This window comes from Nocardia sp. NPDC127579 (genome assembly GCF_042672005.1).
Lineage (GTDB): Bacteria > Actinomycetota > Actinomycetes > Mycobacteriales > Mycobacteriaceae > Nocardia.
On record NZ_JBHXVZ010000007.1, the window covers coordinates 39,488 to 54,117 of the forward strand.

1 protein-coding gene (cut by a window edge) is annotated in these 14,630 nt (G+C 69.8%); it reads right to left on the minus strand.

Going from position 1 to position 14,630, the window contains the following annotated elements:
* Window positions 1–14,630, minus strand: partial view of a non-ribosomal peptide synthase/polyketide synthase gene (locus tag ACFVMC_RS23050; protein ID WP_379213356.1) — the 3' portion only. Its footprint extends 10,951 nt past the window's final position; only the last 14,630 of its 25,581 coding nucleotides appear in the window; its start codon lies off the right edge, out of view; its stop codon occupies window positions 1–3.

Genomic DNA, 14,630 nt, shown 5'->3' on the forward strand with positions numbered 1-14,630 from the left:
TCAGGGGATGAGCGTGCTCAGCACATGGCCGATACGCGAGAGCGCCGACCCGGAGGTCATACGCCAGTGGGTGGCCTGGACCGCGTGGTTGTGCACGGTGCCGTCGACGGCATCGGCCCAGCCGGGTGCGCCGCCGGGGCCGTCGGGGTCGTCCAGCGCCGCGGCGAAATACACGAGGTCGCCCTTGTAGCGGCGCGGCCGGTAGCGGGCGATCAACGACAGCGAGTGGACGCCCGCGTCGAGCAGGCGGGTCAGGCGTTCGGCGCCGAAGGACGCGAACGGTTCGGGCAGATCGGCCAGTAGCTCCGGCAGGCTCGAGTCGAGGTCGGCGTCGGTGGCCCGATCGCCGAGCAGACCGCCGAGCAGGTCGGCGGCCGGAACCGCCGCCGACACCTCCGCGTCGACCGTGCGCGGGCTGTCCATCATGGCCAGCAGCGCGACATGCTGCCCGTCGTCCTGCAATCCGATGGCGACCGCGTGGGCCAGAACGCCGCCGAGCGACCAGCCCAGCAGGTGATAGGGCCCTTCCGGCTGGACCGCGCGGATCTCCCGGATATACCGGGCCGCCCATTCCTCGATCGAATCGGGCAGCGGTTCAGGGGAATTCAAGGCCGGTGACTGGAGGCCGTAGATGCCGCGTTCCGGATCGAGATGCGCGGCCAGCCCGGCGAAGGACCAGGCGACACCGCCCGCGGGATGCAGGCAGAACACCGGTTCCCGGACACCGCCGGGCCGCAAGGGCAGCAGCACGTCGAAGGCGGCGGCCGAATCGAGGTGCCCGCGACCGGAACGCGCGAGGGCCAACTGGGCCAGCACGGCCGCCGGGGTCGGCGCCGAGAACAGCCACACCACCGGAATCTCCTCGCCAAGTGCGGCACTCAGCCGGACCGCCAGACGGGTCGCGAGCAACGAGTTGCCGCCGCGTTCGAAGAAGTTGTCGTCCAAGCCGACCGCGTCGACGCCGAGCACCTGCGCGAACGCCGTGCACACGGCTTCTTCGAGTTCACCTGCGGGAGCGCGATATTCGCGTACGGAGACTTCCGGCCGAGGGAGCGCCTGCCGGTCGACCTTGCCGTTCGCGGTCAGCGGCAGGGCTTCGAGCCGGGTCAGCACTGTCGGCACCATGTAGCTGGGCAGCGCGTCGGCCAGCGCCGAGCGCAACGCGGCCGGATCCATCGGCGTCGCAGCGGTGAAATAGCCTGCGAGCACGGCATTCTCGGAGCCCGAGTGGTGCGCCACGACGATCACGTCACCGATCCCCGAACACTCCCGCAGCGCCTGTTCGATCTCGGCGAGCTCGATCCGGTAACCACGCACCTTGACCTGGAAGTCGCGGCGTTCGACATAGGCAAGATCGCCGTCGGCGGACCAGCGCACCATATCGCCGGTGCGATACAACCGCGCGCCCGGCGCACCGAAGGGGTCGGCCACGAAGCGTTCCGCACTCAGGTCCGGGCGGCCGTGATAGCCGCGAGCCAATTGCGCGCCACCGAGATACAACTCACCGGTGACCCCCACCGGCACCGGGTGCAGGCGATCGTCGAGGACGTAGACCTGATTGCCGTCCTCGGCCGTGCCGATCGGGACGATGCCGCTCGTGCGCGCACCGGTGCGATAGCGGGTGACCGAGACCGCGGCCTCGGTCGGCCCGTAGAGGTTGTCGATCCGAGCGTCGGTCAGCGGCCGCAACCGCTCGATCGTCGCGGCGGGCAGCGCTTCGCCGATCACCAGGATGCGGCGCAGCGCCTCGGGTAGTCGCCGCGACCCTGTCACCTCGGCAAGCATCGCCAGCAGCGACGGCACCAGGGTCAGGGTCGAGACCTCCTCGGCGTGCAGCAGTTCCAGCAGACGAGCCGGTTCACGCTGCACACCGAGCGGCGCGAGCACCACGTGCGCGCCGGTACGCGGCGCCCACCAGAACTCCCACACCGACAGGTCGAACGCGGCCGAGGTCAGCAGTAGCACGGAATCGGTGGTGTCCAAGCCGTATTCGGACTGCATCCAGTCCAGCTGGTGGGTGACGGCGGCGTGGGTGACGGCCACGCCCTTGGGCGCGCCGGTGGAACCGGAGGTGAACAGGACGTAGGCGGTGTGGTCGGGACACAGCGGCATCGTCCGCTCGCGATCGTCCACCGGGCTCGGATCGATGTCCGCCGATACCGCCGAAACATCTACCAGCAGTTCATGTTCGGATACCTCGGGCGGCAGCATCGGCTGTTCGGACGAGACCAGCACCAGGTGCGGATTCGCCGCCCCGAGGACGCGCACCGTGCGGTCCATCGGATGCGCGGGATCCAGCGGCACATAGGCTCCGCCCGCGGTCACCACCGCGTACATGGCCACCACCAGGTCGATACTGCGTGGAATCGCCAGGGCCACCAGGCTTTCCGGGCCGATACCGCGGCCGATCAGCACCCGGGCCAGCCGGTTGACCGCCGCCGCGAGTTCGGCGTAGGTCAGCAGGGTCGCGCCGTCGTCGACCGCGATGGCATCCGGCGTCCGCAGTGCCTGCGCGCGGAACCCGGCATCGAGTGTGCCCGGGGCGAACACCCGTTCGGCCTGGTTCCAGGTGCGCAGTACCCGTTCGGCTTCGGCCGCGTCCAGCAGCGCCAGATCGCCGACCGGTAGGTCCGGGTCGGCGCAGACCGCGGCCAGCAGGCGCTGTAGGCGGCCCGCGTAGCCCGCCACCGTGGTCTCGTCGAACAGGGCCGTGGCATAGGTGATCGAGGCCGCCAGGCCCGCGGGCGCGCCGGTGGCGTCGTAGCGATCGGTGATCACCAGGTGCAGGTCGAACTGCGAGACGCCCGCGTCGAAATCGACCGCGGCGACCTGCAATCCGGCCAGCTCGAAATCGGCTTCGGCCTGGTTGTGGAAGGAGAATCCGACCTGGAACAGCGGATGCCTGGCCGTGGACCGCTCCGGGTTCAGGACCTCCACCAGGCGTTCGAAGGGCACGTCCGCGTGCGCGAACGCGGCGAGATCGGCCGCGCGGACCTGCTCCAGCAGCGCGGCGAATCCAGCGGCGGCGACGATCTCGGTACGCAGGACCAGGGTATTGACGAACATGCCGACCAGGTCGTCGAGCGACCGTTCGCCGCGTCCGGCGACCGGGGTACCGACCGCGATATCGGGGGTGCCCGCGAGCCGGGACAGCAGTACCGCGAAGGCGGCGTGGAGCACCATGAACAGCGTCGCGCCCGAGGCGCGCCCCAGGTCCCGCAGCCGGGCGTGCAGAGCTGGGTCGACGGTGAAGTCGACGTGCCCGCCGCGCGTGGAGACCACCGGCGGCCGGGGTCGATCGGTGGGCAGGTTCAGCTGGCCCGGCAGGCCGTCCAGCCGTGCGGTCCAGAACGAGAGCTGCTGTGCGACAACCGAGCCGGGGTCGGTCTCGGATCCGAGGTAGGCGCGCTGCCACAGGCTGTAGTCGGCGTACTGCACCGGCAGTGGCGTCCACGCCGGCGCCTGCCCGGCCTTGCGGGCGGCGTAGGCGAGCATCACGTCCCGGGCCAGCGGCGCCAGCGAGGAGCCGTCAGCCGCGATGTGATGCATCACGACCACCAGCACGTGCTCCGGCGCGCGGCGTGCCTGCTCACCGGCCAGCATGCCCGCCTTGGCCGCACCCAGTACCGCGGGCATGCCCGCGACGACGGCTTGCCAGCGACGGCCGAGGTCGGGCGGCGGGGCAGGTTCGCCGGCGTCGCGGGTCCCCGGCTCGACCGCGGCGAACAGGCGGGCGCGCAGCGGCACGGACTCGGTGACATCGAAGCCCGCGCCGATGAAATCGGTGATCGCCGTGGGCAGGTCGTCGTGGCACACCCGGACCGGCGACAGCGTCGGCAGCGCGGCCGCGGCGCTGGACAGGACCACCTGAACCGGACCGGACGCACCGTCCGGATACACGGTTCGCAGCACCTCGTGCCGCTCGACCACATCGATGATCGCGGCATCGAGGGCGGCCACGTCCAGATCGCCGGTCAGGCGCACCGCGAGCGGAATGTTGTAGGCGGTGGACTGGCGGTCCAGCCGGTTGAGGAACCACATCCGCTGCTGGGCAAGCGAAAGCGGTACCGGACCGGTGCCGGTGCGCGGTGCCGGTGTGGCGCGGGCGGGGGCCGCGGCGGTGCCGAGCAGTGCGGCCAGGGCGGACACGGTCGGCGTCTCGAAGATCGCGCGCACCCCGACAGCGGTATCGAACCTCTCGCTCAGGCGCGCCGCCAACCGGGTCGCGGTCAGCGAGTTTCCGCCGCGTGCGAAGAAGTCGTCGGCGCGGCCGACCGGGTCGTCCAGGCCGAGCACCTCGGCGAAGACTCCGGCGACCGCGAGCTCGGCGGCGTCGGCGGGCGGCTGGAACGCGGCGGCCCGGAAGACCGGTTCGGGCAGGGCTTTTCGGTCCAGCTTGCCCACCGGCGTGAGCGGGATGGCATCGAGCACGATGATGCTCGACGGCACCATGTAGGCGGCGAGGGAACGGCCGGCGAAGGTCGCGAGCGCCTCGATGTCGACGGTTTCACCCTGTGCCGCAACCACATACGCCACCAGCGTCGTCGCGCCGTCACCGCCGGTATGTCCGACGGTGGCCGCGAATTCGACTGTGGGGTGCGCGGCGAGTACCGCGTCGATCTCGCCCAGTTCGATGCGCAGGCCGCGCACCTTCACCTGCTGGTCGGCACGTCCCACATATTGGATCGCACCGGACGGTGTCCACCGCACCAGGTCACCGGTGCGGTAGAGACGCGAACCCGCCACGAACGGGTCGGCCACGAAGCGTGTGGCCGAAAGCCCCGCTCGCGCATGGTATCCCCGGGCCAGGCCGGGCCCCCGCAGGTAGAGTTCGCCGGTCACGCCCGTGGGCACCGGCTGTAGCCCGTGATCCAGGATCACCGCCGACATCCCGTGAATCGGGAGACCGATGTCCATCGGCTCCCCCGCCCGCAGCGGCGCGCTGATCGTGGTGATGATGGTGGATTCGGTCGGGCCGTAGGTGTTGTAGAAGGTGCGTCCGGTTGCCCAGCGCCGCACCACATCCGGGCCGTACGCCTCACCGCCCACGGTCAGATGGGCGAGATCCGGGACGCGGGCCGGGTCGAGGGTGCCGAGGACGGCGGGAGTGATGAAGGCGTGGCTGACCTGCTGTTCGCGCAGCAGATCGGCCAGTTCGGTTCCGCCGTAGACTCCCGCGGGCGCGATGACCAGCGCCGCGCCCGCGGCGAGCGCGAGCAGCAGTTCGAGCATGGCGGCGTCGAAGCTCGGCGACGCCACGTGCAGCACGCGCGAATCGGCGGTCACCCGGTAGTGATCCCGTTGCGCGAGTGCCACTCCGGCGATACCGGCGTGGGTGGCGACGACACCTTTGGGTGTACCGGTCGAACCGGAGGTGTAGATCATCCAGGCGGGGTTGCCCGGCCGCACGGGCCGGAGCAGTTCGCCTGGATCGATGGGCGCGGCAGCGTGATTCCGCATGCGGGCGGCGAAGTCCGGCGCGTCCAGCACCAGCCAGTCGACCGCGCCGGGCAGCGTGTCGGCGGTGGCACGCACCGTGAGACCCAGGGCCGCACCGGAATCGGTGAGCATGTGCGCGATCCGGTCGGCCGGATAGGTCGGATCCACCGGCACGAAGGCGGCGCCGGTCTTGGCCACCGCCCAGATCGCCGAGACCGACTCGGGTGATCGTGGAATCGCGACGGCGACAATGTCTTCGGCTCCGATGCCCGAGTGCAACAGCACGCGGGCCAGGCGGGAGGACTGCTCGTCGAGTGCGCTGTAGGTCAACCGCAGCTCGCCGTAGCGCACGGCGATGCCGTGCGGATCGGCGGCCACCGCGGCGGCCATGAGCTCGGCCAGCGTCCGGGCGGGAACGCCGGGCCCGCCGCGGCGCGCTACCAGTTCGGCGCGCTCCGCCGGCGCCAGCAGGTCTGCCGCCCCTATCGGCGCGGCCGGGTCGCGGGTCAGCACCCCCAGCAACCGGCTGAAGCGCCGCAGCAGAGTGGCCGCGGTGGACTCCTCGAAAAGGTCTGTCGCGTAATCCAGTTCGATGCCGAGATGCCCATCGGAATCCAGCTCGGACGACAGCGTGAACTGGAGATCGAAACGGGCGACCCGCTCGTCGAACTCGACCGGAGACAACTCCAGGCCCGCAAGCCCGGCGGTGCCCGCGGGGGCGTCGAGGTAGTTCAGCGCCACCGTGAACAGCGGATGCCGCGCCTGCGACGGCGTCACGCCGAGCGCGTCGAGGACCTGATCGAACGGGACCGCCGCGTGCGCGAAGGCCGCCAGATCCACCTCGCGGGTCTCGGCGACGAAATCGGCGAAGGACCGGTCGGGGGCCGGGTGGGTCCGCAGCACCACGGTGTTGACGAACATGCCGACCACGGCGTCCAGTTCACGTGTGCCACGACCGGCGACCGGGGTGCCGATGGGGATATCCGTCGCACCGGACAGGCGGGACAGCAGCACGGCGAGCGCGGCGTGCACGATCATGAACGGCGTCGCCCGGTGGCGGGCGGCCAGCTCCCGAATACGCGCGCCGACCCCGCCTCCGATACGGGCGCGGAGGGTGCCGCCACGCTTGGTGGCGACCGCTGGGCGCGGACGATCGGCCGGGAGCGCCAGTTCGTCCGGCAGATCGTGCAACTGCTGCCGCCAGTACGAGAGTTCGTCCGCGGCAACCACTTCCACAGATCTGGTCTGCCACAGCGCGTAGTCGGCGTACTGCACCGGAAGCGCGCGCCACAGCGGCGCGGCACCCAGCACACGGGCGAGGTAGGCCGCCAGCAGGTCACGCAGGAGTGGCGTCATCGAGAAGCCGTCCGCGGCAATGTGATGCAGGACCGCGACCAGGACGTGGCTGGTCGCGTGTTCGCGCAGCAGCACGGCGCGCACCGGCACCTCGGTGGCGACATCGAAACCCGCGCCGAGGAATTCGGCTATCCGCCGCCCCGTATCGGCCACCTGCTCCACAACCAGGGTGACCAGCGCGGGAGCGGCGGGCAGGATCACCTGATGCGGGACACCGTCCGCGCCGGTCGGGTAGATGGTGCGCAAAACCTCGTGCCGGGCGACGATATCCGCGAAAGCGGCCGTCAGTTTGGCGGTGTCCAGCTCACCCGCCAGCCGCAAAGCGACCGGAATGTTGTGTGCCGTCGAACTCGGATCCAGGCGGTTGGCCAGCCACATTCCGCGCTGCACGGGCGCGAGTGGGACGACGTCCGGACGCGGAGCGGAATCCGGTATCGATTCGTCCGCGGACGTGTCCTCGGCCCGCGCGGCCAGCTCGTGCACCGTCGAGGCTTCGAACAGCAGCCGCACGGGAATTCGGCGGCCGAGTCGTTCGCTCAGATCTGCCAGCACGCGGGTCGCGCTCAGCGAGTTGCCACCGAGAGCGAAGAAGTCATCGTCCGCGCCGACCCTCGGAGTACCGAGCACGGCCGCGAAGCACTCGGCGACGGCCCGCTCGGTGGGTGTACCGGGCGCTCGATAGTCGACAGTGTCGAAGACTGGCTCCGGCAGTGCTTTTCGATCCAGCTTGCCGGAGGCGTTGAGCGGGAACGCATCCAGCGTGCGGACCGCGGAGGGCGTCATGTACGACGGCAACGCCTGTGCGGCCGCGGCGCGGACCGCCGCCGCCAGGTCGGCTGTGCCGGAGACCGAGGTGATGTAGGCGACCAGATGATCACCGACCACGGCCGCCGCGGCCTGGCCGACGCCCGGCACCGCGGCGAGCACCGACTCGATCTCGCCCAGCTCGATCCGCTGGCCACGGAACTTGACCTGGAAATCGGTGCGGCCCAGGTAGATCAGCTCCGCACCGGGTCCGCCGTCGACCAGGTCCCAGCGCACCAGGTCGCCGGTGCGGTACATCCGCTCCCCCGGTGCGCCGAAGGGGTTGGCGACGAATCGATCCGCCGTGAGATCGGGGCGGGCGTGGTAGCCGCGGGCCAATTGGGTCCCCGCCAGATAGAGCTCACCGGCCACCCCGGGCAGCGTCGGCCGCAACCGCGAGTCCAGCACGTACACCGTGCTGTTCCACTCCGGGTTGCCGATCGGCATGACGGCCCGATCGGTGACGCCCGTGACCTCGCGATAGGTGATACTGACCGCAGCCTCGGTCGGCCCGTACAGATTGTGCAGCCGGGCGGTGCTCACCGCGCCGAACGCGCGGACCGTCTCGGCGGGCAGCGCCTCACCGATGACGAACACCATACGCAGGGCGGCGAGTGCGTCCTGTGCACCGGCGGTGGCGATATGCCCGGCGAACACGCTGAGCATGGACGGCACGAAATCGGTGACGGTGACCCGCCGCGCGCCCATCACAGCCGCCAGATAGCCGGGATCACGGTGCCCGTCCGGGGCGGCGAGGATCAGGGTCGCGCCCACCCGCAGCGGCAGGAAATAGCCCCACAGTGAGACGTCGAAGGTGGTGGCGGTCTTCTGGAGGTACACATCCGCCGCGCCGAGCCGGTACTCGGATTGCATCCACGTCATCTGATTGACGATCGCGGCATGGGAAACGCTGACGCCCTTGGGTTTTCCGGTCGATCCGGAGGTGAACAGGACGTAGGCGGGATGTCGCGGCGACAGCGGCGCGACGCGTTCGGACGCGGCGATCGAATCGTCGGCGTATCCGGCCGGCTCGACCATGTCGACCAGCACCTCCGGGCCGCGGTAGCCGAGGTCGGTGCGGTCGGCCGTCCGGGTGAGCAGCGCGGCAGGCCGCGCGGTGTCCAGAATGTGCGCGATCCGCTGGGCCGGATGGTCCGGATCGATCGGCACATACGCAGCGCCCGCCTTGAGCACCGCGTACATGGCCACGACCAGTTCCGGGGAGCGGCGCAAGGCCAGCGCCACCAGCGCTTCCGGGCCGACACCGGTTGCGATGAGCTGGCGGGCCAGCTGGTTGGAGCGGCGGTCCAGTTCGCCGTAGGTCAGCGTCACCGGCTCCGCGTCCTCCGGGACGTAGACCAGCGCGGGCTCGTCCGGGGTCGCGGCGGCCTGGGCCTCGAACTCGTCGAGGAGCAGTTCCGCGATATAGCCGGTGTGAGCGGAGTCGTTCCACTCCTCGACGACCCGGTGTAGTTCGCCCGCGGCGAAGAGATCGATATCGCCGATGATCTGGTCGGGGTCGGCGGTCACCGCCGCGAGCAGGCGGGTGAACCTGGCCGCCGTGGTCTCGATTGTGGCCGCGTCGAAAAGGTCGGTGGCGTAATCGAATCGAAGCCGGTCGCCGGAGACGGTGAGCTGGAGATCGAAACGGGTGCTGCGGTAGTCGAATTCGTATTCGCTGACCGCCAGTCCGTCGAACTCGACCGTGACCGGGGTCAGGTTCTGGAAGAACAGCGCCACCTGGAACAACGGATGCCGGGCCTGCGAGCGAGGCGGATCCAGGATCTCGACCAGGCGCTCGAACGGGAGGTCCGCGTGTGTGAACGCGTCCAGGTCACCTGCGCGGACCCGGCCGAGCACCGCCGCGAAGGTGTCCGAACCGGGTACTTCGGCGCGCAACACCAGGGTGTTGACGAACATGCCGACCAGGTCGTCGAGGGCCGCGTCACCGCGACCCGCCAGCGGCGCGCCGATCACGATGTCACTGGTGCCCGAGAGCCGGGCCAGCAGCACCGCAAGCCCGGCGTGCACGACCATGAACGGCGTCGCATCGAAATGAGCTGCGACCCTGTCGATTCCACTGAGCACAGACGCATCCAGCCCGACCGTGACGCTGGCCGCCTGATGCGTGGCGAGCGCCGGGCGCGGCCGGTCCGCGGGCAGGTCCAACTGCGCGGGCAGGCCGCTCAGGGTCCGCTTCCAGTATTCGATCTGCTGTGCCGCAAGGGATTCCGGATCGTCCTCGCCGCCGAGCAGGTCGTGCTGCCACAGCGTGTAATCCGCGTATTGGACAGCCAGTTCCGGCCACCGGGGTGCGGCCCCGACGACGCGGGCGGCGTAGGCGGTCACGATATCGCGGGCCAACGGCGCCATGGAGAACCCGTCGGCCGCGATGTGATGCACCACCAGCGCCAGCAGATGCTCGCGATCCGACAATCGGGCCACACCGATCCGCACCGGGACGGCGGCGGTCACATCGAACGGCTCGGCCACGAACTCGGCCAGCGCCGCCGCCACCGTGGCCGCGTGCGCCGGTATGACGGTGATCTCCGGCACCGAATCGAGAATCCGCTGATAGCCGCGGCCCGCCACCTCGGGGTACACGGTGCGCAACGTCTCGTGCCTGCCCACCACATCGGCGACCGCCGCGGCCAGCGCGGGCATGTCGAGCGGGCCGCCCAGCCGCAGGGCCACCGGAATATTGTTGACGGTATCGGCCGGGTCGAACCAATTGAGGAACCACATCCGCCGCTGCGCGGACGACAACGGAATCAGCTCCGGGCGTGGCCGCGCGCACAGCGGGGCCCGACGGCCGCTACCGCTGAGCCGGTCGGCCCTGGCCGCCAGCCCCGCGACCGTCGGCGCCTCGAACAGCGCCCGCAGCGGAATCTCCGCCGTCAGCTCCGCACCCAGCCGCGCCACCAGCCGGGTGGCGATCAGCGAGTTGCCGCCCAGGGCGAAGAAGTCGTCATCCGCACCGACCTCCGTGCGACCGAGCAACTCCCCGATATGGCGCGCCACCAGCTCCTCGGTCGGCGTGGACGGCGCACGGAATACCGTCGCCTCGAAAACCGGTGCGGGCAGGGCCTTCTGGTCCAGCTTTCCGGAGGAGTTCAGCGGGAACTCCGTCAGGACGACGACAGCCGCCGGGACCATATAGCCCGGGAGCGCGTCACCGAGCGCGGCCCGCACGGCGGCGGTGTCGATCTCCGGCTGCGATGCGGTGACATAGGCGACCAGTTGATCACCCAGCCGTTCATCGGAATACACGCGAACGGCAGCCTGGACAATGGAGTCCAGTGCCGTCAGAGCGGCCTCGATCTCGCCGAGCTCGATTCGCAGGCCGCGCAACTTGACCTGGAAATCGGTGCGGCCCAGGTACTCCAGTTCACCGGCCACGGTCCAGGTGACGAGATCGCCAGTGCGATACATGCGTTCACCCGCAGGGCCGAAGGGATTCGCCACGAACCGGTCCGCCGACAGCTCAGGGCGCGCCACATAGCCACGCGCGAGCTGGATACCGGCCAGATAGAGCTCACCCGGCACGCCGACCGGCACCGGGCGCAGCCGCGAATCGAGCACGTACACCCGGGTGTTGAAGACCGGGGCACCAATCGGCACCGACACCGTGTCCGCGTCGGTGACCTCGTGGAAGGTGACATCCACCGCGGCCTCGGTCGGCCCGTACAGATTGTGCAGACGCGCACCGGTCACCGCACGCAGACGCTGCGCCGTCCCCGCGGGCAGCGCCTCGCCCGAAGCGAACACCGTACGCAGACCGCGGCAGGAAGCAGCCGCTTCGCCGGCCACGAACACCGACAGCATCGACGGCACGAAATGCGCGGTCGTGACCCGCTCGGCGCGGATCAGGCGGGCCAGATACGCCGGGTCGCGATGACCGTCCGGCGCGGCAACAACCAGGCGCGCGCCGACCTGCAACGGCCAGAAGAACTCCCACACCGACACATCGAAGGTGGCCGGGGTCTTCTGCAACACCACGTCCGCGCCGTCGAGGCGATAGGCGCTCTGCATCCACGCCAGACGATTCACGATCGCCGCGTGCGAGACCGCGACCCCCTTGGGCCGGCCGGTCGAACCGGAGGTGAAGATGACGTACGCCGTGTTGGCGGGGCGCAATGGCACGCGCCGATCCGCGTCGGTGACCGGGGCGGTCGAGTAGCGCGCGGCGATTGTCGAGAACCGCGTGGTCTCGCTCCCGGTGCGCAGGTCTCCGGATCGCCCCCAGTTCTCGAACTGTGCTGCCAGGTCGGCTCGTCGTACCTGACCGGGCGTGTCCAGGCCGGGCTGTGACGGAGCGTCGATCTCGATCGCGGGTACGGGTCCGATGTCACGGGCATCGCGGGAGGTGGTCAGCACGCAGACGGGAGACGCGGTGTCCAGTACGTAGCGGATGCGGTCGGCGGGGTGGTCCGGGTCCAGCGGAACGTACGCGCCACCGGCGACAGTCACCGCGTACATGCCGATCACCAGGTCCAGTGAGCGGCGCATGCCGAGGGCGACCGTCGCCTCCGGGCCGACGCCCAGTGTGATCAGGTGGCGGGCCAGCTGGTTCACGCGGGCAGCGAATTCGCCGTAGGACAGACTCGTCCCCGCGAAGGTGAGCGCGGGTGCGTCCGGTGTCCGAAGTGCCTGTGCCTGGAACAGGGAGGCGAGGGTCGCGGTGTGGTCGACGGGGTGGCCGGTGGCGTTCCACCGGTGCAGGAGCTGGGTCTGTTCGGTGGGGCCCAGGAGGTCGATGTCACCGATTCGGATGGTCGCGTCGGCGGTGACGGTGGACAGGATCCGGAGGTATCGACCGGCGACGGCCTCGATGGTGGTGCCGTCGAACAGGTCTGTGGCGTACCGCAGGACCGCACGCATCGCCAACCCGGTATCCGTGACGTGCTCGTTGAGTTCGAGCGCCAGGTCGAACTGGGCTACCTGGTTGTCGAGCGGATAGGCCGTGACCTCGAGGCCGGGAAGACGCAGCACGGTGTCGTCGCGATGTTCGAACGTCAGCAGGGTCTGGATGATCGGCGAATGGGCCTGTGAACGCATCGGATTCAGCTCGTCGACGAGCCGTTCGAAGGGTAGATCGGCATGCGCGAACGCACGGACGTCGGTGGCCCGGACCGTCGCGAGCAGGTCACCGAAACTGTCCGCGGCCGAAACCCTGGTCCGCAATACGAGAGTATTGACGAACATGCCGACCAAGTCATCCAACGCAGCCTCGGAGCGACCGGCGACCGGTGTGCCGACCGCGACATCCTCCGTTCGCGCCAGCCGCGCGAGCAGGCAGGCGTAGGCAGCGTGCATCACCATGAATGTCGAAACACCGTGTCGGCGCGCCAGTTCCGAAATCGCGGTGGTCGATTCCGCTGCAATCGCGAACTCGACCGTCGCACCTCGGCCCGATGCCACAGCGGGCCGCGGCCGGTCCACGGGCAACTCCAAGAGCGGTGCCAGACCGTCGAGTTCGGCACGCCAGTGTCCAATCTGGCTGGCCAACACGGACTCTGGATCCGCCGCCGACCCCAGCACCTCGTGCTGCCACAGGGTGAAATCGGGATACTGCACCGCCAGCGGCGGCCACTGCGGCGACGAACCAGCTGCCCGCGCCGTGTACGCCGTCATGAGATCACGGGCCATCGGCTCGGTGGACACCCCATCCGCGGCGATGTGATGCACGACGAACACCAGCACATGCGTCTGCGGCGCTACTCGGAACACTTCAGCGCGCCAGGGCATTTCGGTACGGAGATCGAAACCCGCACCGGCACAGCGCAGGATCGCCTCCGGCAACACCTCCTCGGCAACATCGGAACAGGCAAGCCCCGCGCCCGAGGGAGTCGAGGCACCGGACAGCTCGGCGTCGTCGAGCGACACGGTCTGGTCGATTCCACCGGCAGAGCGTGTCATCTGGCTCGCACTCGCCGGCAGCACGACCTGTGTCGGCCCGAGCGCGTCGGCGGGATAGACGGTTCGGAGGGATTCGTGCCGATCGACCAGGTCGTTCAGCGCGGCGTGGAGTGCGGCGTAATCGAGTGGGCCGGTCAGGCGCATGGTGAGAGGGATGTTGTAGACGGCCGAGTCCGGGTCGATCCGGTTGAGTAGCCACATGCGAGTTTGCGCCAGGGACAGTGGGATTCGACTCGGCCGGTCGCGACGCGCCAGTACAGGGCGTTGCGCTCCAGTGCCCAACCGCGCCGAAAGTGTCACCCGCGCGGCGAGTTCGGCGACGGTCGGGGATTCGAACACCTCGCGGACGGTCAGGGTGGTGCCGAAGGTGGCGTTGGCTCGGGCGACCAGGCGCATGGCCGACAGCGAGTTGCCGCCGACCGCGAAGAAGTCATCGTCCGCGCCGAGCCGGATGTCGCCGCCCAACAGGTCGGCGATCAGGGTCGCGAGTACCGACTCGACGCCCTCCCGCGGGGCACGGAATCGCGGTGCGCTACCGGTGAATTCGACAGCGGGAAGAGCCGAGCGGTCGAGTTTGCCGACGGTGGTCAGCGGCATCTCGTCGAGGATCGCCAGGTGGGCTGGGACCATATGGGCGGGGAGCTGGGCGCGCAGGGCATCGAGCACGGTGTCCGTCGTCAGGCCGGAGCCACTGACGTAACCGACGAGATTGTCCTGACCCGACCGGTCGGCGGCGACCACGACCGCCGCGTTGGTGACGCCGGGCACCGCGGCCAGCGCGGCTTCGATCTCACCCAGTTCGATCCGCTGACCACGGAGTTTGATCTGGAAGTCGTTGCGTCCCAGATACACCAGATCGCCGTTCCGGTCCCAGCGCACCAGGTCGCCGGTGCGGTACATCAGTCGTCCGGGCACGCCGAACGGGTCCGCGACGAACCGTTCGGCGGTCAGGCCGGGGCGTCCGTGATACCCGCGAGCGAGCTGGTCACCGGCCAGGTACAGCTCACCCGTGACCCCGATCGGCACCGGGCGCAGCCGGCGGTCGAGCACGTAGGCGCGGGTGTTCCAGCAGGGACGGCCGATCGCCAGCTCACGTTCCGCGCCCGCGTCGG